This window comes from Rhizobiales bacterium NRL2 (assembly GCA_001664005.1).
Classification (GTDB): Bacteria; Pseudomonadota; Alphaproteobacteria; order Minwuiales; family Minwuiaceae; genus Minwuia.
Genome location: CP016093.1, coordinates 2,305,513 through 2,332,004 on the forward strand (window position 1 = coordinate 2,305,513; position 26,492 = coordinate 2,332,004).

A 26,492-nucleotide genomic window follows, 5' to 3' on the forward strand; every position below is an offset into this window, starting at 1 on the left:
TTGCCGTATGTTCCGTCTGAGAATGGTCCCCGAGAAGACCGCCATCTCCTTCATGAAGTTCCGCATGGCCGCGTTCGCGCTGTCGGCGATTCTGGCGCTGGCCTCCGCCGGCCTGTTCTTCGGCGTCGGGCTCAACCGGGGCATCGATTTCGAGGGCGGCATCCTGATCGAGGTGGCCACCCAGGGCCCGGCCGACCTGGCCGAGATGCGCGACACGCTGGGCGGGTTGGGTCTCGGCGAAGTGGCGCTGCAGGAGTTCGGCGCCGCCAATGACGTCCTGATCCGCGTCGAACGTCAGCCCGGGGAGGCCGAGGCGCAGGAGACGGCCATCGACAAGGTGAAGGCAGCGCTGGAGCCGACCAATCCCGGCATCAGCTATCGCCGCGTCGAGTTCGTCGGACCGAAGGTTTCCGGCGAACTGGTGGAGGCCGCCGTACTTGCCGTGCTGACGGCGGTCGTCGCCATGCTGTTCTACATCTGGCTGCGTTTCGAGTGGCAGTTCTCCCTCGGCGCCGTGGCGGCGCTGGTCCATGACGTGATCCTGACCATCGGGTTCTTCGCGATCACCCGGACGGAGTTCAATCTGGCTTCCGTCGCGGCGATCCTCACCATTGTCGGCTACTCCATCAACGACACGGTCGTGGTCTACGACCGTGTCCGGGAGAATCTGCGCAAGTTCAAGCAGATGCCGCTCGGGGATCTGCTCGACCGTTCGATCAACGACACCCTGTCCCGCACGGTGGTGACCGGCGTGACGACGCTGCTGGCGCTTGGCGCGCTGTTCTTCTTCGGCGGCGAGGTGATCCGCGGGTTCTCCGCGGCTCTGATCTGGGGCATCGTGATCGGCACCTATTCCTCCATCTTCATCGCCGCGCCGATGCTGCCGGCGCTGGGCTTGCAGCGCAATCAGCGTGAGGATGAAGCCGAAGAAGAGGCCACGGAGACCACCTGATGGACCTGACGCCAAAGGTGCCGGCCGACAGGCAGGTTCTGGAGGCCTATGGGGACCGGGGGTTCCGCGTGTCGGGGCGGCGCTTCGAGGGATCGCTGCTGGTCTTTCCCAGGGAAGTGCTGCCCTGGCCGGTCAGCACCATGGACGAGTTGTCGCCGGAAAGTCTCGGTCCGATGATCGAGCGCGCCGGCGAGGTGGAGATCATGCTGCTCGGCGCCGGTGCCGCCATGGCCTTTGTGCCTGCGGCGCTGCGCCAGCATCTGAAGGACCACGGCATCGCCGTGGACGTCATGGACACAGGCGCGGCGTGCCGCACCTACAACGTGCTGATGGCGGAAGACCGCCGGGTCGCCGCGGCGCTGATCGCGGTCGACTGAGGCGCCGCCTGGCGCCGCGCGGCGGCTATTGCTGGCCGGGAATCAGGTTGCCGAGAAGTTGTTCGAAAAAGCCGAGCTTGGCGCCCTGGGTCGGCGTCTCGCGCTTCACGTAGGCGACCTGCTGCGCGTCGCCCATGTCGTACTGGCGCAGGTTGGCGACTCGGCCGGTCTCGTCGAAATCGATGGCGACGACCTGCTGGGCGACGGTTTCCTCGTCCAGTTCCGTATAGCGCTCGGACTGTTTGGAGATGTAGTACCAGGTGTCCGAATGCTGCTGGAAGGTCGCCACGCTGGAGGGGCTGCCCAGAATGTCGGTGACCTGCTGCTGCGTCGTGACGCCGACCTGGACCCTGTCGATGTCCTGTTGGTCGAGGTGGTGGCCCCGGGTGATGCGGTCCGGCGTGCAGGCGGTAATTGCCAGGACCAGGGCCGTGGCGGCGCAGACGGTGAGGATAGCGCGGTTCATCTGTCTCCGTTCCAGAATACGCGGAATGGCGACCATTGACTGGGCGGGCCGCGACGCCTAGCTGTGAGCCTTCGATTGCCCTTCGGGGCAGGCATTGTCAACAGGTACGGCATCGATGGCGCTCTTCGGCCTGTTCCGGTCCGATCCGCTCAAGGAGTCAGGCTACGCCATGTATGGCGTGGCCGGCGAACATGCGCGTCTGCCGGCCTTCTACGAGGCGCTGGAGGTCGATGACAGCTTCGACGGACGCTTCGATCTGCTGGTCCTGCATCTTCACCTGATCATGCGGCGGCTGCGGACGCTCTCCCGCGACGGCCGGCGCGCGCAGCAGCATCTTTTCGACGTCTTCATCAAGGACATCGACCAGGGCCTGCGCCTTGCCGGCGTCGGCGACATCGGGATCGGCCACCGGGTCAAGAAGATGTCCAACGCCTATTATGGTCGCGTCATCGCCTATGACACTGCCATGGATGAAGGCGAGGGGCGTGCGCTGGAAGATGCCCTGCACCGCAATCTCTACCGTGCGCGGAACGTGCGGCCGGAAACGCTGCCGGCGATGGCGGCCTATGTCCGCGGCGCGGAGGCGCGGCTTGCGGCCGCCGCCGACGCGGACATCGTTTCCGGGCGCTTCGTCTTCGGCGAACCGGAACGGGAGAAGGAAGATGTCTGATGCGCCCGGCCCGCCGCCGGTCTCCCGCCTGCTGAAGGTGGACAGCCTGGGACCGGAGGGCGAGGACTTCCATATCGAGTTCGACGCGGCCGAACGCGAACGTGTCGCCGAGGCGTTCGATGTCATTTCCGTGGAGGATGTGGTGGCGGACGGACATGTCTGGCCGGCCGACGGCGGCGCCTTCGTCGATTTCCGCCTGCAGGGCCGAGTGACCCAGGCCTGCGTCGTGACCCTGGAGCCGGTAAGCTGCGTTGTTGACGAGCGTGTCAGCTTGCATTACACGCCCTCTACCGCCGCGTCCGCTGACCCGATTGTCATCGACATCACCGATGAGGACGATCCGCCAGAACACATGGTGGATGGCAAGATCGATGTCGGCGCGGCCATGACGGAACATCTCGCGCTGGGTCTGGATCCTTATCCTCGCCGGCCGGATGCAGAGCTGCCCGAAGGCGTCGGCGACGATGTGCCCGAGGGGCGTCAGCGGCCCTTCGAGGTCCTGGCGAAACTGAAGAATGACAAGGACGACAACGGCTCCGGCAACTGACGGACTGGTTGGGGAACGAGAAACATGGCTGTACCCAAGAGCAAGATTTCACCCTCCCGCAGGGGGATGCGCCGGTCGCACGACAAGCTGTCGGCGGCAAAGACGCACGAATGCCCGAACTGCGGCGAGATCAAGCGTCCGCATCACCTGTGCCCCTCTTGCGGCCACTACCGTGAACGCGAAGTCACCGAAGGCGGCGACATCGCCTGATAGCGGCGTTGCCGCGGGGACAGTGGATGGATCGCTCAATCGTCATATCGCTCGATGCGATGGGCGGCGACCACGCGCCGAGGGTGGTGGTTGAGGCGCTCCGCTCCGCCCGACTGCAGATTCCCGATATCAGGTTCATCCTCTTCGGCGACCGGAACGCCATCGCCCGCTACATGGACGATGGCATGAAGGACTATGTCGAGGTCCGCCATACCGATCAGGTGATCGCGTCCGACGACAAGCCGAGCCAGGCTCTGCGCCGGGGCAAGAAATCGTCCATGCGGCTGGCCATCGACGCGGTGCGCGACGGCGAGGCGCAGGGCGTCGTCTCCGGCGGCAACACCGGCGCGCTGATGGCCATGTCGCTGTTCTCGCTCAGGCCGATCGCCGGCATCGACCGGCCCGCCATCGCCGGCTTCATGCCGACGATGCGGGGCGAAAGCGTGATGCTGGATCTGGGCGCGAACGCCGTCTGCGACGAGACGAATCTGGTTCAGTTCGCCCTGCTGGGCGCCGACTTCTGCCGTGCCGTACTGGGCCGGGAGACACCGTCGGTCGGCCTGCTGAACATGGGCGAGGAGGAACTGAAGGGCGACGAGGTGGTGCGCGGCGCCGCCGAACGCCTCCGGGCGATGGACAATCCCGGCTTCCGCTATCACGGCTTCGTCGAAGGCACCGACATCACCCGCGGCGTGGTCGATGTGGTTGTCACCGACGGCTTCAGTGGCAATGTAGCCCTGAAGAGCCATGAAGGCGCGGCGCGCATGGTGGCCTACACGCTCCGCCAGGCGATGACAGCCTCCTGGGCCGGCCGCCTGGGCGCCTTTGTCGCCCGCGGCGCCTTCAGGCGCCTGCGCGAGCGTCTCGACCCCAATGGCTACAATGGCGGGGTCTTCCTGGGGCTCAATGGCGTCGTCGTGAAAAGCCATGGCGGCGCCAACGCCACCGGCTTCACCTCGGCGGTCCGGCTGGCGGCCGACATGGTTCGGGATGGCATGGTCGGCCGAATCACCCGAGACTTCGAGCAGGCGGGGTTCAAGGCTGAAGATCCGCAACCGAACGCGGGGAATGCATGATTCGAACTGTCGTCACCGGCTGCGCCGGCCATCTGCCGGAGCGCGTCGTGACCAACGCGGAACTGGCCGAACGGGTCGACACCTCCGACGAGTGGATCGTCGCCCGGACGGGCATCCGGACCCGGCATATCGCCGCCGACGGAGAAACGACCGGCGATCTGGCCGTGGCGGCCGGGGTCAAGGCGATGACCGCCGCCGGCGTGGGGCCCGAGGATATCGACCTCATCATCGTCGCCACGGCGACGCCGGATAACACCTTCCCTGCGACAGCGGCACAGGTGCAGGCGCGGCTCGGCGTCCGCCAGGGTGCGGCCTTCGACATACAGGCCGTGTGCTCGGGATTCATCTACGGCCTCGCCACGGCCGACAATTTCCTCAAGGCGGGCCAGTTCCGGCGCTGTCTGCTGATCGGTTCCGAGACCTTCTCGCGCATACTCGACTGGGAGGACCGCACGACCTGCGTGCTGTTCGGCGACGGCGCCGGCGCGGTGGTGCTGGAGGCGCAGGAGAGCGAGGGCGGGAACGACAGCCCCGGCGTTCTGACCACGCACATCCATTCCGACGGCCGTCATCACGACCTGCTCTATGTCGACGGGGGGCCGTCCTCGACCCAGACCGTGGGCCATCTGCGCATGTCCGGGCGCGAGGTCTTCAAGCATGCCGTCACCAACCTCTCGGCCGTGATCCAGGAGGCGCTGGACGCCACCGGGCTGCAGGCGGGCGACATCGACTGGATCATCCCGCATCAGGCCAACAAGCGCATTCTCGACGGCACCGCCCGCAAGTTCGGGCTCGATCCCGCCAAGGTGGTCGTGACCGTCGACCAGCACGGCAATACCTCAGCCGCCTCCGTGCCCCTGGCGCTGGCGGCGGCCATTGCCGACGGGCGGGTCAAGCCCGGCGACCTGCTATTGCTGGAGGCGATGGGCGGTGGCTTCACCTGGGGCTCGGCGCTGGTACGCTGGTAGCTGCTTCGCCCCGCGGCGGCGAATTACACGCAACGCTTTGACATCCCCGTTGTTTTCCCGCGTAATGCGTCCAAAGGCATCCACGCGGCAAAGCGTGTCAGGGGGGTTTCAGATGAGTGGCTCGACGGTCACGCGGGCTCAGCTCGCGGAAGCAGTCTACCAGCAGGTCGGCCTGTCGCGGAACGAATCCGCGGAACTGGTCGAGTCCATCCTGCAGGAGGTCTCCGACTCCCTCTCGGACGGCGATACCGTCAAGATCTCCTCTTTCGGCAGCTTCCAGGTGCGTCAGAAGGGCGGGCGCGTGGGGCGCAATCCGAAGACGGGCGAGGAGGTGCCGATCGATCCGCGGCGCGTCCTGGTGTTCCGCGCCAGCCACGTGCTCAAGGACGCGATCAACGAAGGGCTGCTCGGCCGGCCCGCCCGCGGCTGACGGCCGTCCGCGCAGATCGCATGGCCAAGTCGCCCGAAGCCTTCCGCACCATCAGCGAAGTCGCCGAGGAACTGGGCGTGCAGCAGCACGTGCTGCGCTTCTGGGAGACGAAATTCCCCCAGATCAGGCCGCTCAAGCGCGGCGGCGGGCGGCGCTATTACCGCCCCGAGGATGTCGAGGTGCTGCAGCATATCCGCCAGCTGCTCTACGACGACAAGTACACCATCAAGGGCGTGCAGCAGCTGTTCCGGGAGCAGGGCTCGGGCCGCCCGGCGGGGAACATGGCGTCCGCAGCGGAAGAACTTTCGGTGATCCGCCGCCGGGCGCTGGACGAACTGCGCGGCGAACTGATGACGCTCAAATCCGATCTCCAGCGCCTTGCAGCAGGCGATTGAAAGCCTGGCGAACCTCCTCTATGTTCGCCCGCGTCGGAGCGTAGCGCAGCCTGGTAGCGCACCATACTGGGGGTGTGGGGGTCGTGGGTTCAAATCCCGCCGCTCCGACCATTTTCTCGATCCTGTTTGCCTTTTACCGGTCGGCTGACGCGGTGCCGCTGAGGCTGCGCGCCATCCAACGATGCACGAAGCGGAGCTTCTCCGCGATCGCCGGCGTGTGGACGAAAGGATAGATGTCGGAGACGCCCATGGCCCGGTTGACGTGGTTCAGCGCCACGCCGAGGCGGGCTCCGTAGGCCAGCAGCGTCGCCGCATCCTGCTCCGTATAGGCGTCGTAGTCGGGGCCGGGGAGGCGATCGCCGGTCAGCCCGGCGGCGGCGAAACTGTCGACGATGTCTGTCAGATGCAGAAGATGCGCGAAGCTCTCGGCCCAGTCCTCGTGCGGATGGCTGGCGGCATAGGGGGTGATGTGCCAGCCCTCCCAGCCGGCGTAGGGGCCCTGCCGGTAATATTCGGCCAGGGCGGCGCCATAGTCGATCCTCTCATCGGCGAACAGCGCCCGGAACGCCTCCAGGAACCCGGGCTCGGCGGCCAGGCGCTGGAAAAAGAAATGCCCGAGCTCGTGGCGGAAGTGCCCGATCATGGTGCGCAGCGGCTCGTCGAAGTCCGTGCGCCGGCGCACGCGCATTACGTCGTCGGCCTCGGTGACGTTGATGGTGACGATGCCGTTGTGGTGACCCATCGAGATGTTCAGTCCGCCGCTGCTGGTCGCCTCCGCCAGCATGTGGAAGACGGGCCGCCGCCCCGGATCGGTGTCGGTCAGCCAGCCCCAGCGCCCCAGGTTGGCCAGCACCCAGCGTTTGGCCAGTTCCGCATCCTGCCAGTGCCCGCGGTTCTCGCCGTGGAATGTTTCCGGCACCACCTCCGTCATGGCGCAGCTGCGGCAGAGGCCGCCATCGCGGGCGAGCCAGTTGCAGGCGATCTCCGCCCGGTTGGCGCATTCCGCGCCGTCTGTGGCGAAGGCCCCGGCTTCGGGGTCGAAGACGACAGAGGCGCCGCAGGCGCAGGCCAGGTTGCGGAAGAACAGTCGGCCGCCACAGGCCGGGCAGGTGAACAGCTGCAAAGAAGTCTCCTTGGTTCGAAGCCACGGCGGGCATTTGCCATCCGTCGGCGCAGGCGGCAAGCGTCGTCAGGTTCAGGCCAGGAAGCGGGCGCGCCAGAGCGCGGCGATCCGCGCCGCGTTGCCGGGGTCGATGCGCGGCTCGGACAGGTCGAAACGGGCGCGCCGGAGGCGCTTCAGGTAGAGCCGTGCGAGGGGGAGTACCAGCAGCGGCGCCCGCGACGCTTTCGGGAGACTGCGGAGGGCCCGAGCCGACGCCAGGTCCCGCTCCGCGATCTCGGCCAGTTCCGTCAGCACCGATTTCAGCTTCCCGGGATCGCGGCGGCCGATGGACTGGCGCGCATCGGCGATGCCATGGCGGGCGAGAAGTTCGACCGGCAGCATGACGCGGCCCTGCGCGCCGTGGAACGGCACCGCGCGGACAAGGCCGGCCAGGGCATAGGCGCGGCCCGCGGCCAGCGCGGCATCGTGCGCTGCGGTCTCCGTCACGCCGGCGGCGAGCAGGCCCAGCCGCACCAGGTTCGACGAGGTCGCCTCGGCATAAGCGCTAAGGTCGTTCACCGTGGCGAAAGGCGCGTCCTCCAGATCGCGTTCGCGCGCGTTGACGAGTTCCATGGCGAGATCGAAAGCCGTGTCGCCGGCCGCCGGCATCCAAGCTGTCAGCGATTGGACCACCGGGTGGCGGCGCGGCTCGTCGCCCCGGCGGATCTCGCCAAGCGCGTCGCGCCACCATTGCAACCGGATCTGACCCAGCATGGGCTCGGACACGCGCTCCCGCGTCGCCGCGACTTCCAGGTTGAAGGCATGGAGCCCGATCAGCCGCTCGCGCAGCGCTGGCGGGGCGAACAGGGCGATGTAAAGCCGGTCCGGGTCCTGGCGGCGCAGGTCGGCGATCAGTTCGTCGAGATTGGCGGCGTCGGTGATGGCGGCCTCCGGTCCGGGGGTTTCCCGCCCGGCGGTTCAGAGATGCTCCGGGCCGGGAGTCAGGATGTCGAACTGCATGTCGAAGCCGTCAAGCATGTCGAACAGGCCCGTCACGACCGAGCCGTCGCCGCTGACGGTCAGCGCGCCGCCTTCGAGAGCCTCGGCGACGGTCGCCTTGCCGACGATCAGGGCGACCAGCACATCGCGCCGCGTCGTCACCGTGGCCAGCGCGTCGTCGGCCACCTTGCCCATGATCTGGGTCAGGGTCTCGTTGGCCAGCGTCTGGCAGACCCGCTCTTCGCGGTCGGTGAGATGCCAGTTGATGCGCCAGCTCATGCCGGCGCCTTTCGCCGGGTCCAGCCTCACGGCGATGAAGTCGAACAGCGTCTCCGTCGCCACCGCGCCCAGCAGGTCGGGGCTCAGGATCGGCCGCGGCGGCAGCTTGACCACGCCGTGGCGCAGTTCCTGTGCGGCGTAGAGATAGGCGTTGCGCCACGTCGCGCTCTCGGCCTGATAGCCGAGTTGCTCGAAGGCGTCGGCGGCCAGGTGCCGCGCGTCCCCGTTCTCCGGGTCGGCGAACAGCACGTGGTAGAGCACCTGAGCGACCCAGCGGTACTCGCCGGCGTCGAAGTCGGCGCGCGCCTTCGCCAGCACGCCGGCCGCCCCGCCCATGTAGTCGACATATTTCCGTGCCGCGGGGACGGGCGGCAGCGGGTTCAGGTTCGCCGGATTGCCGTCGTACCAGCTCAGATAGCGCTGGAAGACGGCCTTGGAATTGTGGCTGACGGTGCCGTAGTAGCCGCGCATGCGCCAGTCGTCGGCCAGGGATGGCGGCAGGTCCAGCGCTTCGGCGATTTCCGCCGGCCGCCAGCCATGGTTCATCAGCCGGACCGTCTGGTCGTGGATGTGCTTGTACAGATCGCGCTGGCGCTGCAGGAAGCCGGTGACGTTCTCCCGGCCCCAGGTCGGCCAGTGGTGCTGGCAGATCAGAACCTCCGTCTTCGCGCCGAAGCGTTCGACAGCGTCCGCCAGAAAGTGCGACCAGATGCGCGGGTCGCGCACCTCCGAGCCCCGGAGCGGGCAGAAATTGTGCAGCAGCGGCGTGGCGTTCTCAGCCATGTTCAGCACGCCCAGATCGGGGAAGAACATGTGCATCTCTGCCGGCGCCTCCGTGCCGGGGGCGAGGTGGAAGTCGATGGCGAGGCCGTCGACCATGTGCCGCTCCACGGGCTGGACGATGACGTCGGTCGGCGCGATCAGGCTGATCGTGCCGCGCGCCGTCACCTTGCCCAGGCCGGCGTCGACCTGGCCGCGCGGGCCGGGCTTCAGCAGACCGCCGAACTGGAACTGCGCGCGCCGGGTCATGGCGTTGCCGGCCAGCACGTTCTCGCCGCCCACGGCCTCCAGGAAGCCGTCGGGGGCGAAGACCTGCGCCGCGCCCGACGCGGCCTCCTCGGGCGTCAGCACGCCGCGCGCGCAGCCATAATGGTCGACATGGCTGTGAGTGTAGATCAGGGCCTTCACGGGTCGCCGGGGGCGGTGCTCGAAATAAAGCTCCAGTCCGGCGCGGGCGACCTCGGCGGTGGTCATGCAGTCAATCAGGATCAGGCCCTGATCGCCCTCGATGATCGTCATGTTGGCGAGGTCGAGGCCGCGGACCTGCCAGACCCGTTCCGTCACCTTGAACAGGCCGTTGTGCATGTTGAGCCGCGCCATGCGCAGCAGGCTGGGGTTGATCGTGTCGATGCCGGCGTCGCCGTTCAGGAAATCGTAGACGTTGAGATCCCAGACCTTCGTGCCGCGCTCGGTGGCGATGACGCCGCCGTCCAGGCTCGCCACATGGCCGCGGGCGGCGTTCTCGAAATCGTCGCGGTCGGCGAAATTGAGCTTCCCGGCCAACCGGCGGTTCGCCGCCAGCGTGGCTTCGCTGGCTTGTTTCGGCGTCTTCGGATCGGTCATCTGATCGCCCCCCCGCGTCAATCCCCGGAAGGCAGTCTACGCCCGGCCTTTCAGGCCGTCACCTGCGGCTCGGGAATGCCGGCGGCCATGCAGGCGGCGGTCACCGTGTTGGCCAGCAGGCAGGCGATGGTCATGGGGCCGACGCCGCCGGGCACCGGCGTGATGAGGCCGGCATGGCCGACCGCGGCCTCGAAGTCGACGTCGCCCACCAGCCGCGTCTTGCCGTCGTCCTTGGGGATCCGGTTGATGCCGACGTCGATCACCGCTGCGCCTTCCCTGATCCAGTCGCCCTGGACGAACTTCGGCCGGCCCACGGCGGCGATGACGATGTCCGCCTGGCGGCAGAGGCCGGGCAGGTCCTTCGTGCGGCTGTGGGCGATGGTGACGGTGCAGTTGGCGTGCAGCAGCAGCATCGCCATGGGCTTGCCGACGATGTTGGAGCGGCCCACGACCACGGCATGCTTGCCGGACAGGTCGCCCAGCCGGTCGTGCAGCAGCATCATGCAGCCGCGCGGGGTGCAGGGCGTCAGCGCCGGCAGGCCGATCTGCAGCCGTCCGGTGTTGACGACGTGAAAGCCGTCGACGTCCTTGTCCGGATCGATCCTGTCCAGCACCGCGGCCTCGTCGATCTGATCGGGCAGCGGAAGCTGCACCAGGATGCCGTGGATGCCGGGGTCGGCGTTGAGCCGGTCGACCACCGCCAGCACCTCGTCCTGGGTGGCCGTGGCTTCCAGGCGGATCTCGTCGGAGCGCATGCCGCACTCGACGGTCTGCTTCGCCTTGTTGCGCACATAGACCTGGCTGGCCGGATCCTCGCCCACCAGCACCACCGCCAGACCAGGCTTCAGGTCGTGGTCGGCGACGAGCCGGTCGACCTGCGCCTTGACGCGGGCGCGGACGTCCGCGGCGAACGCCTTGCCGTCGATGATGTTGTCTCCGCTCATGCCGTGCCCCCTCCGATGGTCTCGATACGCCGGCGCAACTCGTCGTCCGGGCCGGCAATCTGAAGCGTCTTGTCGCGGCCGGTTTCCCCGTGGACGACCTCGATATCGCTCGGCGCGACGCCGAGGCGCTTCGCCAGCAGTTTCACCACCGCCCGGTTGGCCTTGCCCTTCTCCGGTGCGGCGGTGACCTTGACCTTCAGCCGCCGGCGTCCGTCCGCGTCCGTGAACCAGCCGTCGAAGCCCTCGTGCCGCGCACCGGGCGTGACCTTCAGGTCGAGGCGCATGGGGCCGGTCAGGTGTAGCCGGAGCACAGACCCATGATGTCGCAGATGATCAGGGTGCGGAGCACGCTGAGCAGCACGATCAGGACGATCGGCGAGATGTCGATGCCGCCCAGGTCGGGCAGCAGCCGCCGGATCGGCGCCAGCGCGGGCTCCGTGATGCGGAACAGGAAATAGCCGATCTGCCGCGCGATCGGGTTCTGCGGATTCAGCACGTTGAAGGCCACCAGCCAGCTCATGATCGCGTTCGCGATCAGGCAGATGATGTAGAACGTGATCGCGTAGTCGATCAGGGTCGCAATCGCCAGCATGGGCTATCCTCGGGTCCGGGGCGTGGTTACCGCGCGAGAGATAGCCGCGCCTGCTCCGCGTGGCAAGTCAGGCAGGCGTCGCCTGGGGCAGCTTCATCTCGCCACGGTCCTCGAAGACGATCCGGACCTTCATGCCGATCGAGACGTCCGCCGGCGCACAGCCGATCACGTTCATCATCATGCGCGGCCCCTCGTCCAGATCGACGAGCGCGATGACATAGGGCGCTTCCGCAGCAAATGCCTCGGTCGGGGCGCGGTGATTGACGGTGAAGGTGAACACCGTGCCGGTCCCGGCCGCGTCGATGAGGCTCAGGTCGGCGGAGCCGCAGGCCGTGCAGCGGTTGCGGGGATAGAACTGCGCCGCGCCGCAGGCGCCGCAGCGCTGGACTGTCAGCCGTTCCTCGTTGCAGGCGGCCCAGAAGCCTTCCGAATCGACGGTGGGAACCGGGGCGGGCTTGGTCGTGGCCTTTGAGTCGCTCATGCCGCGCGCTCCAGGATCAGGGAGACATGGGCCGACAGCGTGCCGCCGTCGCCGTGGACGTAGCAGGTGGCGGCGTCCTTCACCTGCCGCTCGTCCGCCTCGCCGCGTAGCTGGCGAACGCCCTCGACGACATGGAAGGCGCCGCCGGCCGCGCCGGAATGGCCGAAGCTGAGCAGTCCGCCATGGGTGTTGCAGGGCAGGACGCCACCCAGATCCAGCGCGCCCTCGGCCGCCGCAGGGCCCACCGTGCCCTTCTCGAAGAAGCCGATGGATTCCAGTTCGATCGCCAGCGTGATGGTGAAGCTGTCGTAGATCTCGGCCACGTCGATGTTCTTCACCGTCATGCCGGCCTCCCGGAAGGCGTCGGCCGCCGAGTGCTTGCAGCCGAAACTCTGCAGGTCGCGGGGCGCGGCCATCAGGTGCTCGTGGGTGCCCTTCTGGCCGGCGCCCAGGATGCGGATGGCCGGCTTGCCGCCTGCGGGCTCGGCGGAAACCAGGATGCCGGCCGCGCCGTCGGAAATCAGCGCGCAGTCGAACAGACGGAGCGGCTCGGCGATGGGGCGGCTGGCCATGACGTCCTCGACCGAGAGAGGCTTCCGCATCTGGGCATCCGGATGGCGGCGGGCGTGATTGCGTGTGGTGACCGCGATATGGGCCATGTGCTCCAGCGTCAGGCCGGTGTCGTGCATGTAGCGCTGCGCCACCAGGCCGTAGGCGGCCGGAATGGTGATGCCGTAGGGCACCTCGAACTCGCTGTGGCCGAAGTCGGCGAGCGCCGCGACCGCCGCGCCGGGCGCCATGCCGGTCAGCCGGTTGTCGCCGGTGAGACACAGCACGTTGCGGCACATGCCGGATTCGATCAGCGCCTTGGCGGTCATGACGTGCAGTGCGCCCGTGGCGCCGCCGGCCGATACGCAGGCGGCAAAGGCCGGCTGAATGCCCAGATACTCGGCGACCACGTGGGCCAGCATCGGATGCGGCTCGGTGAAGGAATAGGCGCAGAGCAGACCGTCCACGTCCTTCAGGTCGATCCCGGCGTCGGCTGCAGCATCGCGCGCGACGGTGGCGTGCAGCGACAGGGCGCTTTCCTCGGGCAGCTTGCCGCAGCGGGTGTTGGCGATGCCTGTGATGAACGCCTTCGTCATGTGCGGGGGGTCCAGCCGATGTGCACCGCTTCGGCGGTGCGGGTGATCAGTTCGTCGCGCCAGACCGGTTCCTCGGCAATTCGGAAATCGCCGAAGCGCCGCAGCAGGCCCTCGAACGCCGCGCGGCCCTCCAGCCGGGCGAGCGGGGCGCCGAGGCAGAGGTGGATGCCGTGGCCGAAGCTGAGATGGCGGTTGCGCTGCCGCGCCGGGTCGAATTCGCCCGGGTGTCCGAAGCGGGCGGGGTCATGGTTCGCGGCGAACAGCGAGACGAAGACGCGGTCGCCGGCCTTGATGGCCGCTCCGCCCACCGTCTCGTCCTGCTTGGCCATGCGCACCAGCGCCTGGACCGGACCTTCATAGCGCAGGAATTCCTCGATCGCGTCGGGGATCAGCGACGGGTCGGCGGCGAGCCGCTCGGCCTGCGCCGGATTGCGGGCCAGGGCCATGGTGCCGTTGGCGATCAGATTCGCAGTCGTCTCGTAGCCCGCCCAGACGCAGAGCAGGATGGAATGCACGATCTCCTCGTTGGTGAGGCGGTCGCCGTCCTCCTCGTAGCGGATCAGGTGGGTCGTCAGGTCGGGGCGGGGGTCGGCGCGGCGCTCTGCCACCAGATTGTCGAGATAGGTGACGAAGTCGAGCACCGCCTGCTGGGCGAGGCGGTGGCGGTCCGGCGTCTGCCGGCCGCCGAGCACGAACTTGCCCAGCGCATCGGCCCAGCGGCGCAGTTCCGGGATGTCCGCTTCCGGCACGCCGAACAGGTCGCCGATCACCATGGCCGGCAGCGGATTGGCGAAGGCCGCCTTCAATTCCGCGCCCCTGGACCCTTCCAGCGGTGTCAGCAACTGGTCGACCCGCTCGTGCACCTTCGGCTCCAGGGCGTCCATGTCACGGGGCATGAAGCCGGTGCGCATCGCCCGGCGCAGCCGGGTGTGGCCCGGTGGGTCCATGAAGACGATCCAGTCGCTCAGCACCTTGGCCAGCGTCTCCAGCCGCGCCCGGGCCTCGCCGTCGGCACGCTCGATGACGGGCCCGAACTTCTCGACCGAGAAGTGCGGGCTCGACAGGATCTGCCGGACGTCCTCGAAGCGGGTGGCGAACCAGCCCTTGAGCGAGGGATTCCAGTGCAGGGGCTGTTCCTCGCGCAGGCGGTCGAGCACCGGCTGCGGCGCGGCAATGATTTCCGGATCGGCGAAGTCCACCGGCTCTGGCGCTGTGATTGTCATGGTCGCGCTTCCTCCCCGCATCCATCATGCGATATGGTACGCAGGCGTACAAGTTTGGGGAGGCCGCAATGACCGAGGTCTATGTCGTCGGGATCGGAATGACGCCGTTCGGGCGTTTTCTCGAGATATCTGTGAAACAGCTCACGCGGGAGGCGGTGGACGAGGCGCTCGCCGACGGCGGTCTGGGTGTGGACGACGTGGAGGCGGCCTGGTTCTCCAACACCACCCAGGGCGTGCTCGAGGGCCAGTATCTCGTCCCCGGCGAGATCGCGCTGCGTGAGATGGGCTTCCAGGGCATTCCGATGGCGAATGTCGAGAACGCCTGCGCCAGCGCGTCGACGGCCTTCAACGCCGCCTATACCGCGATCAGGGCCGGCACGTGCGGCATCGCCCTCGCGGTCGGCGCGGACAAGATGTACCACGAGGACAAGGCGCGCAGCTTCGAGATCTTCGACGGTGCCATCGACGTGCACGACCGCGCCGCGACCTTCGAACGGCTGAATGCGCTGGGAGCGGGCGTCGAGACGCCGCCCGACGCGGTGCTGCCGAACTCGCAGCGCAGTCCGTTCATGGACGTCTACGCCAGCTGGGCGAAGTTCCACATGAAGACCTTCGGGACGACGCAGTCGCAGCTCGCTCATGTCGCGGCGAAGAACCATTTCCATTCGACGCTGAACCCGAAATCGCAGTACCGCAACGACATCTCGGTCGAGGAGGTGATGGCCGCGCGAATCGTCTCCTGGCCGCTGACCCTGCCCATGTGTTCGCCGATCTCCGACGGCGCGGCGGCGGCGATCCTGGTTTCCGGCGACCTGCTCGACCGTTTCGAGAAGTCCCGTGCGGTGCGGGTCGCTGCCTCGGTGATGGGTACCGGCGTCGACCGGGAGCCCGACGACTACCGCCGCCATATCACCCATCTCGCCGCGAAGAGGGCCTATGACATGGCGGGCTTCGGCCCGGATGCCATCGACGTCGCGGAAGTACACGACGCCACGGCAATGGGCGAACTGCAGCAGGTTGAAAACCTCGGGCTCTGCGAGTTCGGCGACGGCGGCCGCGCGGCGGAAGCCGGGGAGACCCGCCTGGGCGGGCGGGTGCCGGTCAACCCCTCGGGCGGCCTCGAATCCAAGGGCCATCCCATCGGCGCCACGGGCCTGGGTCAGATCTATGAACTCGTCGGTCAGCTCCGCGGCGAGGCCGAGGGCCGCCAGGTCGAGGGCGCACGCCATGCCATTGCCGAGAACGGCGGGGGCGTCTACCGCTTCGAGGAAGCGACCTGTGCCATCACCGTGCTGGCAGGGCCGGGCGCGTAGCGCGTTCAGCCGTTCACTTCAACGCCTTGGCGTCCTGGGGCTTGACCCCAGGACCCAGTCCTTCTGTCTGACTGGGCCCCTGGATCAAGTCCAGGGGCGGCAAATGACAGCGAATGATATCACCGGCGAAACTACGCCGTCAGCGTGCGCCTGACGGCGTCCTGCCAGCCGGCGTATTTCCGCGCGCGCTCCGCTTCGGCCATCTGCGGGTCGAAGCGGTGCTGCAGCCGCCAGCCTTCGGCGAAGCGGTCGGGCTCCGGATAGATGCCGGCGTGAAGGCCGGCGAGATAGGCCGCGCCCAGCGCCGTCGTCTCCAGCACCTCGGGCCGGTCGACGGGGGCGCCGAGCATGTCGGCCAGGCACTGCATGGTCCAGTCGCTGGCGACCATGCCGCCGTCGACGCGCAGCACCGTTTCCTTTGACGCCGCTTCCGGCCAGTCGCCGCGCATGGCTTCCAGCAGGTCGCGGGTCTGGTAGCAGACGGATTCCAGCGCCGCCCGCGCCAGCTCCGCCGGTCCCGTGCCGCGTGTCAGGCCGAACAGCGCGCCACGGGCGTCGGCGTCCCAATAAGGTGCGCCAAGCCCGGTGAAGGCCGGCACCAGATAGACCTCCTGCGCCGGGTCCGCCTGGCGGGCCAGGGCCCCGCTCTCCGGCGCCGAGCCGATGATGCCGAGACCGTCGCGCAGCCACTGGACCGCCGCGCCGGCGACGAAGATCGAGCCTTCGAGGGCATAGGTCCGCTTGCCGCCGAGCTGGTAGGCCACCGTGGTCAGCAGGCGGTTCTTCGACGGCACCGGGGTCTCGCCGGTGTTGAGCAGGGCGAAGCAGCCCGTGCCGTAGGTCGACTTCATCATGCCCGGCCGGAAGCAGGCCTGACCCACCGTCGCGGCCTGCTGGTCGCCGGCGATCCCGGCCACGGGAATCGGGCTGCCGAACAGATCGGCTTCCGTCTCCCCGAACAGACCCGACGAGTCCCGGACTTCGGGCAGCATGGCGCGCGGCACGCCGATCAGGTCGCAGAGTTCGTCGTCCCACTCACCGGAACGGATGTCATAGAGCAGCGTCCGGCTGGCGTTGGTCGCGTCGCTGGCGTGGACCCGGCCGCCGGTGAGCCGCCAGAGCAGCCATGTGTCGACGGTGCCGAAAAGCAGTTCGCCGCGCTCGGCCCGTCCGCGCGCGCCCTCCACGTTGTCCAGCATCCAGGCGATCTTGGTGCCGGAGAAATAGGGGTCCAGCAGCAGGCCGGTCCTTGCCGCCACCATGTTCTCGTGCCCGTCCGCCTTCAGTTTCTGGCAGAAGCCGGCCGTGCGGCGGTCCTGCCAGACGATGGCGTTGTGTATGGCGCGTCCCGTCTCGCGTTCCCAGACCACGGTCGTCTCGCGCTGGTTGGTGATGCCGATGGCGGCGATGCCGCCGGCGTCCACGCCAGAGCTCTTCATCGCCTCGCGGCAGGTCTCCACGGTCGACCGCCAGAGATCCTCCGGGTCGTGCTCCACCCAGCCCGAACGCGGGAAGTGCTGCCGGAATTCCTGCTGCGCCACGGCGACGACCGCGGTGCCGGCATCGAACAGGATGGCGCGGCTGGAGGTGGTGCCCTGGTCGATGGCGAGGATCAGTCCGGTCATCGCAGGCGGCCTCAGGCGCTCTTCTCGAACAGCTCGCGGCCGATGAGCATGCGCCGGATCTCCGACGTGCCGGCGCCGATCTCGTAGAGCTTGGCGTCGCGAAGGTAGCGGCCGGTCGGATAGTCGTTGATATAGCCATTGCCGCCCAGCGCCTGGATCGCCTCCAGCGCCATCCAGGTCGCCTTTTCGGCGGCGTAGAGGATGCAGCCGGCGGCGTCGTAGCGGGTCACCTCGCCGCGGTCGCAGGCTTGGGCCACCGCATAGACGTAGGCGCGGGAGGCGTTCATCGTCGTGTACATGTCGGCGATCTTGCCCTGCATGAGCTGGAATTCGCCGATCGCCTGGCCGAACTGCTTGCGTTCGTGAACATAGGGGATCACGGCGTCCATGCAGGCCTGCATGATGCCCAGCGGCCCGGCGGCGAGCACCGCGCGCTCGTAGTCCAGGCCCGACATCAGGACGCGCGCGCCCTGGTTCAGCCCGCCCAGGATGTTGTCCTCCGGCACCTCGCAGTCCTCGAAGACCAGTTCGCCCGTGTCGGAGCCGCGCATGCCGAGCTTGTCCAGCTTCTGCGCCGTGGAGAAACCCTTGAAGCCCTTCTCGATGATGAAGGCGGTGATGCCGCGCGGGCCCTTGTCCGGTTCGGTCTTGCCGTAGACCACCAGCGTGTCGGCGTCGGGGCCGTTGGTGATCCAGAACTTGTTGCCATTGAGGACGAAGCGGTCGCCCTTCTTCTCGGCGCGGAGCTTCATGCCGACGACGTCGGACCCGGCGCCGGGCTCCGACATGGCCAGCGCCCCCAGATGCTCGCCGGAGACGAGTTTCGGCAGGTATTTCCGGCGCTGTTCTTCGGTGCCGTTCAGGCGGATCTGGTTGACGCAGAGATTGGAGTGCGCGCCATAACTGAGGCCGACGGAGCCGGAGGCGCGGCTGATTTCCTCCATCGCGACGACGTGCTCCAGATAGCCGAGGCCGGAGCCGCCATATTCCTCCTCGACCGTCATGCCGAGCAGGCCGAGTTCGCCCATCTCCGGCCAGAGGTCCCGCGGGAACTGGTTGGTGCGGTCGATCTCCTCGGCGCGCGGGGCCACGCGGTCGCCGGCGAAGCTGGCGACGGTGTCGCGGATCATGTCCGCGGTCTCGCCGAGATAGAAATTGAGAGTCGGGTACTGGTTCGGGATCATGGTTCTGCTTCCTGCCCGTACAATTGGATTTCGCTCACCAATAGCGAAGCGGGCCGGGCCGCGCCAGCGGCTACATCCAGCGCGCGATCATGCGGTGCTGGACCGTGGCCTGCGCGGCGACGCGGTAGTAGTTCAGAAGCTCCCTGAGCGGATTGCCCATGCGCTCGAAGCCGGTGATGAAGGCGACGATGACGCCGACGCTGGTCTCGTCGCGGATCACCATGATGCCGCCGAAGATCAGCACGCCGAGCGGGGCGAGGCCGTTCATCAGGTTGATCAGGCCTTTCATGGCGAACTTCACCAGGAAGGTCTTCATGCGGTTGTCGTAGAGCCGGTCGATCTTCGCCTCGGCGCCGGCGTCGCGCGCGTCCTCGCCGATGACGTCGCTGAGGTCGCGCATGGTCTCGAGACGGCGCTCGATCAGGCGGTTGATGCGGCGCTGGGCGACAGGCACCAGCAGCGCCTGCGGCACCAGCAGGACCGCGCCGAGCAGGGCGACCAGCGGCTCGACCACTAGCATGTAGCCGAGGATCGCGACCAGCATGCCCAGATTGGCGACCGGCTGCGACAGGCCCTCGCCGACGAAGCTGCCGAGCTTGTCCATCTCGGCGCTGATGATGGAGACGGCGCGGCCGGACTCGTGATTGTCCTCGTCGGGTTTCTCACGATAGAGCCGCAGCAGATGGCCGCGGCCATAGCGGATGGCGCTCTCGCTGATCCAGCCCTGGTACATGCGGAGCGCGAACTTCAGCAATCCCGACAGCACGACCACGGCGAGGAAGAGACCGCCAAGAAACAGCAGGTGCTCCAGGTCCGCCTTGTCCAGCGCCTGGTTGACGATGCGCCGCTGCAGTTCCAGCGGCGCCATGCTCAGGGCCGCGACGGTCAGAGCCAGAAGGCAGAGCCAGATCTGGTGGTGACCGCTCATCCGCCAGACGAACTGCAGCAGGTTGTCGACGGGGCGGTCGTCGCCGGTCTGGGGAATGTCCCTGGGGCGCGGCTTCACCATGGCTGCTGGCCAAGGACATGGCGCGCCAGCGCGACCCGGTCCTCCAGCGTGCGCATGACCGTGTTGGTGACCGAGACGTGGGGAACGAGTTCCGCCAGTCCGGCAGCCTGATCCGCGTCGGCCGCGTCGATCACGAGAACGGACGCCAGAGCGCTGTAATGCGCCGCGACGCCGGCCACCGAGGATTCCCGACCGAGTTCGGCCATCATCTTCGCCGTCGGCCCCTTGATCGCCTTGCCGCCGACGATGGGGGAGATCACCGCGACCGGGACCGAAGCTTCGCGCAACGCCGCGTCCATGCCGGCGAGCTTCAGGATCGGGTCGATCGAGATATAGGGGTTGGATGGCCCGATCACGATCTGGTCGGCGTCCCGGATGGCATCGAGAACAGCCTGCGAAGGCGCAACCATATGCCCGCCGTGCAGCGTGAAGCCTGTGACGGCGGGTTCCGCGCGCAACCGAACGAAATAGTCCTGGAAGGCGAGGGGGCCGTCGGCGGTCTCGACGATTGTCGGCGCCGGCTCGTCGGTCATGGGCAGGATCGGATGTTCGACACCCAGAGCCTGCGCCAGAGCTGCGGTGATTTCGGTCAGACTATGCCCCTCGGCCGCACGCCGGCGGCGTTCGGCATGCATGGCAAGGTCTCGGTCGCCCAGAAAGAACCAGTCGGGCCCGCCAAGCTGGCGCAGGGTTTCCATGAAGGCGGAGGTCTCGTCGCGCCGTCCCCAGCCGAGAGCGGGATTGGCGAGACCGGAAAGCGTGTAGACCAGCGTGTCGATGTCCGGACAGACGGGGAAGCCCAGATGCTCGAAATCGTCGCCGGTGTTGGCGACGATGGTCAGCCGTTCGGGCGGCAGCAGGTGCGAGAGGCCCAGGGCGAGCTTGGCCCCGCCGACGCCACCCGACAGATAGACCATTCTCGGCCCGCTCATCGGAACAGGTCCATATCCCGGTCGCGGACCAGGTCGGCGGCGCGGCCCTCGCCCAGCATGTCGCCCGCGCCACGGACGATCGCGGCCGGCACACCCTCGGCGGCCTGGCCCATGACGATGGAGGCCGCGGCGGCGAGTTCGTCGGCGATGGCGAGTTCGCTCGCCTGCATCGTCCGGCCGTCGCGGTCGGTCTGTCCGCGCAGGTCGGCGACCGTCTTCACGCCGGCGCAGCCGATGGCGATGCCGACCGAGCCGGCGCGCCAGGCGCGGCCCGGACTGTCGTTGATGACGACGCCGATCCGGGCGCCGGCGCGTCGGCGGATTGCCTCGGCGCTCGCGTCCGGGTCGCGGGGCAGCAGCAGGACGAACTCGGAACCGTCCCGCTGGGGGACGTTGGATGCGTCGATACCGGCATTGGCGAGCACATGGCCCAGCCTGTGGCGCACGATCAGGACGCCGGGCCGGTGGCGCAGGATCTCCGTGCTTTCGGACAGGATGACCTCGACCTGCCTCGGATCCTTGTCGCAGTGGCGTGCGATGCGGATCGCCCGTTCGCCCGGCGAGACAGCGCGCAGGTCGACGAAGCGGTTCTCGGCCTTCGAGACGATCTTCTGCGCGATGACGAGGACATCGCCGTCGGCGAACCCGCCAGCCGCGCCGGCGGCCTCACGCAGCAGTGCAGGCAGGTCGTCGCCCGCCCGGACCTCCGGCAGCCCGGACAGACCGATGACCTCGAGGCGCTGCGGCATGGCCGGTCAGTCGGCCTCGGGAATATTGGTGATGCGGATGCCGGCGCCCGTGCTCTTGTAGCGCTTGTTCATGAAGATGAGCACCGACGTCAGGGCTTCGGCGACCGCGGCGTTGTCGATGGGGCCGACGTGCCAGCCCTTCATCCCGCAGGCCTCGACCAGTTCGACCACCTGCTCGCGCGCCGCAACCGCGTTGCCGGCCACCAGGACGTCGCAATCGGGGTCGTGTTCGAAATCGGCGAGGTGGTCGGCGGCCACGTTCTGGAAGGCGGAAACCACCTGCACTTCGGGGCCAAGGATTTCCTGCGCCAGCTTGCCGGCGGAACCCTCGGGCGGCATCTGCACGCGGCTCACCTTCGGCGGCACCAGCGGTACGGTCACGTCGACGAAGATCTTGCCCTGCACGGCGTCGCGCACGGCTTCGAGCGTCGGGCGATGATTGCTGAAGGGGACCGTCATCACGACGATCTCGCCGGCGGCGGCCGCCGCGCTGTTCTCCATCCCGGAAGCCTCCGCGCCGGGAATGCGCTCGCGGATCCCGTCGGCCGCGGCCACGGCCTTTTCCGCCGTGCGCGAGCCGATGATCACCGGATAGCCCGCGCGCGCCCAGCGCAGCGCCAGTCCCGATCCCAGGTCGCCGGAGCCGCCGATGACCGCAATGCCTGGTTTCCTGTCCGCCATGTTCAGTCCTTCTCCCCCTTGTTCTCGATCCGGTCCGGCCAGTCACTGTCGTCGACCGTGAGTACCCGCCGGATCTCGTCGGTCATGAATCCGATCGCCATGGGCCGCCGCACGCCGGGCAGTGCCGCCACGTCGTAGAGTTCCTGGACCACGCCCTCGATGCGCAGCCAGTGCACCACGTCGCCACTCTTCAGGTCGATGACATAGAGCGCGCAGCGGGCTTCGGCATCCGCGCCCTTCAGTTTCTCGTCCAGGGCGAGGCCGGTGAAGGCCTGGTTCTCGCGCGGAAGGCTCAGGCCGACCACGGCGAAGTCGCCGACGATCGTCGCGCCGCGCAGGAAGCCGGGACAGAACGTCACCGGTTCGAAGCGGCCGGACTTCGGGTCGATATACCCGAACTCGCCGGTTCCCGCATTGGACAGCCAGAGCCGGTCATCATGCCAGCGCGGGCTGTGCGGCATCGACAGGCCGTCCGCGACGATCTCGCCGCTGTCGACGTCGACGACCACGCCGCCATCCGTGCGGCGGTCGCGCCAGCCGTCGGCGACATCGGAGCGGCTGACCGCCGTGACATAGCGGGGCCGGCCATCGCGCATCGCCAGGCCGTTGAGATGGCAACGGTCCTCCGCCGCCAGCTTGCTGAGAAAGGGGGGCTTCCAGAGGGGCTTGAAGGAATGGCTTTCGCTGAGTGTCGCCAGACAGCCGAAAAGCGTTGCGGCGAAGACCAGGCGCCCGTCGCGGTCGACCGCCATGTCATGGACGTCGATATCGCCGGTAGTGTAGCCGACCTGGGGCACGAACAGCCGGTCATGGCCGCGATAGGTCTCGCCGGCGGGGAGCACGTTCTCCATCCGCCAGATCTGGTAGAGCGAACTCATCCAGATCGTCTGGCTGTCCGTCCAGAGCCCCATACAGCGGTTGAAGGTGCGTTCGAAGATCGACAGCCGCCCGTCCGCGTTGAGGCCGATCAGAAACAGCTTTCCCGCCTGATAGGTCGTGAACGCCAGACTGACGCCCTGTTCGGCGAGCCAGTTGGGGAACTGTCTGGACGGCGTCAGGCGGAGCTTCTCCGCCTCGCTTCCGGCCGGGGCGTCGGCCGCCGGCTCCGTCTCCTGCTTTTCCGTCATGGGGGTTCCGCATCCGCCGAAGGACGCGACGCTGTAGCATGGGCCGGGCAGGCTCGACAATCGGGACCGCCGAGCGGGCTTCCGGGCGGGCCCGCGAAAAAAGCCCCGGGCCGGAGAACCGGACCGGGGCTTTCGAGTTGGCGTTTTGGGTTTCCCGGATTGCTCCGGGAAGGCGCAAGACAATAGTCGGACAACGCGGCCATGTCAGACTGTGACCCAAGTCACAGCGGAGAACGGCGCGCGCCCGAATTCTCGTTCATCACGCTCATGTGACAGACACGCCGGACGAAAACGGCGCGGTTCCGGCAACAATTGTCGGCAAGATGTTTCGTCTGGCCCGGACTGATACGGTCTGGTACGGAATCGACGCAGCCGCGTACCGCATCCACCATCACCGACAAGGGAGCGGACACGGACGCGCAACCGGCTATAATGATCACGGCTGTTGGGGCCGCGAATCGTCCGGGCGTGACAGACGGCAATGCGGGGTGGATCAGTCGGCATGTCTCAGCAACAGACCATAGGCTCCCTGGCCGGGTGCGAGCTCCTGAAGGGACTGCCCGAGGCGGAAGTGGCCACGCTGGAACGACGCTGTACCTGGCGGCGCTTCAAGAACGGCGAACAGGTCCTCGACCGCAACAGCGATTCCCGGGACGTGATGTTCGTCGTCGAAGGCCAGGTTCAGATCGTCAACTATTCGACGTCGGGCCGTGAAATCGCCTACGCGACGGTCCGTCAGGGCGGCTATTTCGGCGAGCTGGCGGCCATCGACGGCCTGCCGCGGTCGGCCTCGGCGGTCGCCCAGGGCACGTGCGTGCTGGCGCAGATCGCCCCGCAGGTGTTCATGGATTTCGTGATATCCCGTCCCGAGGCGTCGATGGCGCTGCTGCACCGGCTGGCGAAGATCATCCGCACCTGCGACGAGCGCATCATGGACCTCTCCACTCTCGGCGCGGTGCAGCGCGTCTATCTGGAGCTGTTGCGCCTGGCCGAGGCGGATCCGGTGACCCCCGAGACCTGGGTGATCTATCCCCTGCCGACCCAGAGCAATATCGCGGCGCGCGCCAGCACCACGCGCGAGACGGTGGCCCGCGTGATCAGCCAGCTTTCCCAGGAAGGTCTGGTGAAGAAGAAGGGCAAGAGTCTCTATATCTGGGACCGCGACGCCCTCGCGATCCGCGCCGACAAGCTGACCACCCCGGAACTGACGCCGCGCTGAACGCCGCCGGCCGCCTCAGCAGCCATCCGGGCAGGGAATGAAGCCCGCCGCGGCGAGGATTTCGAAGCCGGCCGGACTCAGCACATGTTCCACGAAGCGCGATGACAGCTCACGGTTCAGCGCCTGACCCTGGAAGGTCAGCGCGAGTTCATAGCGGATCGGGTCGTGCAGATCCTCTGCGAAGACCGCGACTTCCTTGATGTCCTCGAAGGCCAGCGCATCGGTGTGATAGGCAATGCCGTAACGGGCCACACGGCGCTGCACGAAGCGGATGACCTCGCGGGTGTCGCCGGCCTGAGCCGTGCGCGCTTTCAGCGTGTCCCAGAGCCCGAGTTCCCGCAGCGCCTCGCGGGCGCGTTGTCCGCCCGGCGCGTTGGACGGGTCGGCAATGGCAATCATGCCGCGGCCTCCCTCGCTCAACGCGGCCTCGATGGTTGCCGCCGCGTCGGCGTCGTCGGAGCGCGCCACCAGCACCAGGCGGTTTCCCGCGATCACCCGGCGGCTCGGGGCCATGATGGCCTTGCCGTCCTCCAGTCGGTCCAGCCACTGGATGTCGGCGGAGATGATGATGTCGGTGGACGGTCCGCGCCGGGACTGGCGGGTCAGCGCCGAACGCCCGGCCAGGGTGATGCCCACCTTCTCGCCGGTGCGGTCTTCGAAGGATTCGGCCAGCATCTCGACGACTTCCTCCAGACTGGCCGAAGCGAAGACGGTGACGTCCGCCGCCGCCGCCGGGGCGGCGTGGCAGATCATCAGAAGCGCCAGTGCCAATTTACGCATGTTCTAGCTCCCGAGCCGCGCAAACCCTTTCGACAGGTCTTCCCTGAGGTCGTCCGGATCCTCAAGACCTATATGGTAGCGCACCAGCGGGCCGGGGCCACGCCAGGGGGTGGCGGTGCGGTATTGCTCCGGTTTCTGGCTGATCACCAGGCTCTCGTAGCCGCCCCAGCTCGCGCCCAGTCCGAACAGCTCGTAGCCGTCGATCATCCGGGCCAGGGCGTCATCGTCATGGCCTTCCTTCAGCACGATGGAGAACAGCCCCGAGGCGCCGAGGAAATCGCGCTTCCAGATGTCATGGCCGGGATGGCCGGGCAGGCCGGGGTGCAGCACCCGGTCCACTTCAGGTCGTTCCTCCAGCCAGCGGGCGATCTCGAGGCCGTTCTTCATGTGGCGCTCCAGCCGGACCGACAGCGTGCGCAGCCCCCGCAGGCCCAGATAGACGTCGTCGGGGCCGACGCACTGACCCAGCATCTGCGCCGTCGCACGCAGCGGATCCCAGGCCGCCTCTGTCGTGGTGACCAGTCCCAGCATCGCGTCCGAATGGCCGACGATGTACTTGGTGCCGGCATGGATCGAGACGTCGACGCCCTTCTCGAAGGGCCGGAAATAGAGCGGTGTCGCCCAGGTGTTGTCCATCATCACGATGGCGCCGGCGGCGTGGGCGGCCTTCGCGATGGAGGGAATGTCCTGCATCTCGAAGGTCTGGGAGCCCGGCGCCTCGACATAGACGATCTTCGTGTTTTCCTGGATCAGGTCCGCGATGCCGCCGCCGATCAGCGGATCGTAGTAGGTCGTCTCCACGCCCATCCGCTTCAGCAGCCCGTCGCAATAGCTGCGTGTCGGACGGTAGACGCTGTCGGTCACCAGCACGTGATCGCCGGACCCGACATAGGCCGTCAGCGCCGTCGCGATCGCGGCGAGGCCGGAGGGAAAGGCGAAGCAGCGGTGACCGCCTTCGATCTCGGCCATCGCATCCTCGAGGGCCAGGGAGGTGGGGTGACCGATGCGTCCGTACATCGTGACTGACTCGCCGCGGGCCCGTGCTTCCCCCTTCCGGCGCATCTCTCCAAGACTTGGCTGCAGGATCGTGGAGGTGTGATAGACGGGCGGATTAACGATGCCCAGATTTGCCTCCGGATCGCGTCCGGCGCTGACGATCTTCGTGTCCTGCTTCATTTCTACGCTTGTCTGCCTCCCGGATTGAACTTCGCGCGGATATTGGCAGAGCGCGTCTGCCGTTGAAATGACTGTTGTGTTGCGGGGGGAGCGGACATAGGCTTTTGGTCGGTTGCCGCACCCGCGAAACGATGTGGTTCGGTCAAACTCCCGGAAGGGTAGGGGTCCGAGCGCATTTGATCTGGGCGGGAGTCAAACTTTCACAGGGAGCAATCAGG

The 26,492-nt window shown here is 67.7% G+C and carries 29 protein-coding genes, 1 tRNA gene and 1 pseudogene; 12 read left to right on the plus strand and 19 right to left on the minus strand.

All coding sequences use genetic code 11. The annotated features are described in order from the left end of the window. Window positions 1–7: 7 nt before the first annotated feature. Both TEF_10740 and TEF_10745 read left to right on the plus strand, forming a co-directional pair. A complete protein-coding gene (locus tag TEF_10740) occupies window positions 8–952 on the plus strand; it encodes a protein-export membrane protein SecF (protein ANK81216.1) in 945 nt (314 codons plus the stop codon). Further along, window positions 952–1,329 carry a hypothetical protein gene (locus TEF_10745; GenBank protein ANK81217.1) on the plus strand — a complete coding sequence of 126 codons (378 nt, stop codon included), beginning with the start codon at window positions 952–954 and terminating at the stop codon, window positions 1,327–1,329. The genes TEF_10740 and TEF_10745 overlap by 1 nt, the downstream gene beginning before the upstream one ends. Window positions 1,330–1,354: 25 nt before the next feature. On the opposite strand, the gene TEF_10750 is transcribed toward TEF_10745, so the two are convergent. Next, a complete protein-coding gene (locus TEF_10750; protein ID ANK81218.1) occupies window positions 1,355–1,795 on the minus strand; it encodes a hypothetical protein in 441 nt (146 codons plus the stop codon). Window positions 1,796–1,910: 115 nt separating this feature from the next. On the opposite strand from TEF_10750, the gene TEF_10755 reads away from it, so the two are divergent. The 8 genes and pseudogenes from TEF_10755 (at window position 1,911) to TEF_10790 (ending at window position 6,202) form a co-directional block, all read left to right on the plus strand. Then, window positions 1,911–2,465, plus strand: a complete 555-nt coding sequence (locus TEF_10755; GenBank protein ID ANK81219.1) for a hypothetical protein — start codon at window positions 1,911–1,913, stop codon at window positions 2,463–2,465. Continuing rightward, complete coding sequence (locus TEF_10760; protein ID ANK81220.1) at window positions 2,458–3,012, plus strand: hypothetical protein; 555 nt, start codon at window positions 2,458–2,460, stop codon at window positions 3,010–3,012. Before TEF_10755 ends, TEF_10760 begins: the two co-directional genes overlap by 8 nt. Before the next feature lie 24 nt (window positions 3,013–3,036). After that, the gene (locus TEF_10765) at window positions 3,037–3,222 is read left to right on the plus strand and encodes a 50S ribosomal protein L32 (GenBank protein ANK81221.1); all 186 of its coding nucleotides are present in this window, start codon (window positions 3,037–3,039) and stop codon (window positions 3,220–3,222) included. A 59-nt stretch (window positions 3,223–3,281) separates the two neighbouring features. Next, complete coding sequence (locus tag TEF_10770; protein ID ANK81222.1) at window positions 3,282–4,298, plus strand: phosphate acyltransferase; 1,017 nt, start codon at window positions 3,282–3,284, stop codon at window positions 4,296–4,298. Next, on the plus strand, window positions 4,295–5,266 hold the full coding sequence (locus tag TEF_10775; protein ID ANK81223.1) for a 3-oxoacyl-ACP synthase: 972 nt from the start codon (window positions 4,295–4,297) through the stop codon (window positions 5,264–5,266). Before TEF_10770 ends, TEF_10775 begins: the two co-directional genes overlap by 4 nt. 112 nt (window positions 5,267–5,378) lie before the next feature. Further along, entirely contained in the window at window positions 5,379–5,696 is a 318-nt protein-coding gene (locus TEF_10780) for an integration host factor subunit alpha (GenBank protein ID ANK81224.1), read from the plus strand. A gap of 20 nt (window positions 5,697–5,716) precedes the next feature. Continuing rightward, window positions 5,717–5,959: pseudogene (locus tag TEF_10785) on the plus strand (MerR family transcriptional regulator). 166 nt (window positions 5,960–6,125) lie between these two features. Beyond that, window positions 6,126–6,202, plus strand: a tRNA-Pro gene (locus tag TEF_10790). Between the two features lie 22 nt (window positions 6,203–6,224). On the opposite strand, the gene TEF_10795 is transcribed toward TEF_10790, so the two are convergent. From TEF_10795 to TEF_10835, 9 genes are all read right to left on the minus strand, one after another. Further along, window positions 6,225–7,214, minus strand: a complete 990-nt coding sequence (locus TEF_10795; GenBank protein ID ANK81225.1) for a hypothetical protein — start codon at window positions 7,212–7,214, stop codon at window positions 6,225–6,227. 72 nt (window positions 7,215–7,286) lie between these two features. Further along, a complete protein-coding gene (locus TEF_10800; GenBank protein ID ANK81226.1) occupies window positions 7,287–8,135 on the minus strand; it encodes a hypothetical protein in 849 nt (282 codons plus the stop codon). Window positions 8,136–8,171: 36 nt separating this feature from the next. Continuing rightward, on the minus strand, window positions 8,172–10,094 hold the full coding sequence (locus tag TEF_10805; protein ID ANK81227.1) for a hypothetical protein: 1,923 nt from the start codon (window positions 10,092–10,094) through the stop codon (window positions 8,172–8,174). Between the two features lie 50 nt (window positions 10,095–10,144). After that, a complete protein-coding gene (locus tag TEF_10810) occupies window positions 10,145–11,038 on the minus strand; it encodes a bifunctional methylenetetrahydrofolate dehydrogenase/methenyltetrahydrofolate cyclohydrolase (protein ID ANK81228.1) in 894 nt (297 codons plus the stop codon). Beyond that, window positions 11,035–11,322 (minus strand): hypothetical protein, encoded by a 288-nt coding sequence (locus TEF_10815; GenBank protein ANK81229.1) that lies wholly within the window; start codon window positions 11,320–11,322, stop codon window positions 11,035–11,037. The genes TEF_10810 and TEF_10815 overlap by 4 nt, the downstream gene beginning before the upstream one ends. Before the next feature lie 8 nt (window positions 11,323–11,330). Next, window positions 11,331–11,630, minus strand: coding sequence for a hypothetical protein (locus TEF_10820; protein ID ANK81230.1), 300 nt, complete (start codon window positions 11,628–11,630; stop codon window positions 11,331–11,333). 67 nt (window positions 11,631–11,697) lie between these two features. Beyond that, a complete protein-coding gene (locus TEF_10825) occupies window positions 11,698–12,111 on the minus strand; it encodes a hypothetical protein (GenBank protein ID ANK81231.1) in 414 nt (137 codons plus the stop codon). Next, a complete protein-coding gene (locus TEF_10830; GenBank protein ID ANK81232.1) occupies window positions 12,108–13,256 on the minus strand; it encodes a hypothetical protein in 1,149 nt (382 codons plus the stop codon). The genes TEF_10825 and TEF_10830 overlap by 4 nt, the downstream gene beginning before the upstream one ends. Further along, window positions 13,253–14,479, minus strand: coding sequence for a hypothetical protein (locus TEF_10835; GenBank protein ANK81233.1), 1,227 nt, complete (start codon window positions 14,477–14,479; stop codon window positions 13,253–13,255). Before TEF_10835 ends, TEF_10830 begins: the two co-directional genes overlap by 4 nt. A 68-nt stretch (window positions 14,480–14,547) precedes the next feature. On the opposite strand from TEF_10835, the gene TEF_10840 reads away from it, so the two are divergent. Beyond that, window positions 14,548–15,792: a thiolase gene (locus tag TEF_10840; GenBank protein ID ANK81234.1), complete on the plus strand. Its 1,245-nt coding sequence runs from the start codon at window positions 14,548–14,550 to the stop codon at window positions 15,790–15,792. 131 nt (window positions 15,793–15,923) lie between these two features. On the opposite strand, the gene TEF_10845 is transcribed toward TEF_10840, so the two are convergent. The 7 genes from TEF_10845 to TEF_10875 form a co-directional block, all read right to left on the minus strand. Further along, on the minus strand, window positions 15,924–17,417 hold the full coding sequence (locus tag TEF_10845) for a glycerol kinase (protein ANK81235.1): 1,494 nt from the start codon (window positions 17,415–17,417) through the stop codon (window positions 15,924–15,926). Between the two features lie 11 nt (window positions 17,418–17,428). Further along, on the minus strand, window positions 17,429–18,601 hold the full coding sequence (locus tag TEF_10850) for an isovaleryl-CoA dehydrogenase (protein ID ANK81236.1): 1,173 nt from the start codon (window positions 18,599–18,601) through the stop codon (window positions 17,429–17,431). Window positions 18,602–18,671: 70 nt separating this feature from the next. Then, complete coding sequence (locus TEF_10855) at window positions 18,672–19,610, minus strand: hypothetical protein (GenBank protein ID ANK81237.1); 939 nt, start codon at window positions 19,608–19,610, stop codon at window positions 18,672–18,674. Further along, window positions 19,604–20,542 carry a 2-phospho-L-lactate transferase gene (locus TEF_10860; GenBank protein ANK81238.1) on the minus strand — a complete coding sequence of 313 codons (939 nt, stop codon included), beginning with the start codon at window positions 20,540–20,542 and terminating at the stop codon, window positions 19,604–19,606. The genes TEF_10855 and TEF_10860 overlap by 7 nt, the downstream gene beginning before the upstream one ends. Further along, complete coding sequence (locus TEF_10865) at window positions 20,539–21,291, minus strand: coenzyme F420-0:L-glutamate ligase (protein ANK81239.1); 753 nt, start codon at window positions 21,289–21,291, stop codon at window positions 20,539–20,541. The genes TEF_10860 and TEF_10865 overlap by 4 nt, the downstream gene beginning before the upstream one ends. A 6-nt stretch (window positions 21,292–21,297) precedes the next feature. After that, a complete protein-coding gene (locus tag TEF_10870; protein ANK81240.1) occupies window positions 21,298–21,972 on the minus strand; it encodes an NADPH-dependent F420 reductase in 675 nt (224 codons plus the stop codon). Between the two features lie 2 nt (window positions 21,973–21,974). Continuing rightward, window positions 21,975–23,030 carry a TIGR03032 family protein gene (locus tag TEF_10875; protein ANK83422.1) on the minus strand — a complete coding sequence of 352 codons (1,056 nt, stop codon included), beginning with the start codon at window positions 23,028–23,030 and terminating at the stop codon, window positions 21,975–21,977. A gap of 571 nt (window positions 23,031–23,601) precedes the next feature. Between TEF_10875 and TEF_10880 the strand changes: the two genes are divergently transcribed. Continuing rightward, on the plus strand, window positions 23,602–24,318 hold the full coding sequence (locus TEF_10880; protein ID ANK81241.1) for a hypothetical protein: 717 nt from the start codon (window positions 23,602–23,604) through the stop codon (window positions 24,316–24,318). Between the two features lie 15 nt (window positions 24,319–24,333). Here TEF_10880 and TEF_10885 read toward each other — a convergent pair whose 3' ends face one another. Beyond that, window positions 24,334–25,071, minus strand: coding sequence for a molybdate ABC transporter substrate-binding protein (locus TEF_10885; GenBank protein ANK81242.1), 738 nt, complete (start codon window positions 25,069–25,071; stop codon window positions 24,334–24,336). Window positions 25,072–25,101: 30 nt separating this feature from the next. After that, window positions 25,102–26,274, minus strand: a complete 1,173-nt coding sequence (locus TEF_10890) for a cystathionine beta-lyase (protein ID ANK81243.1) — start codon at window positions 26,272–26,274, stop codon at window positions 25,102–25,104. Window positions 26,275–26,492: the final 218 nt, after the last annotated feature.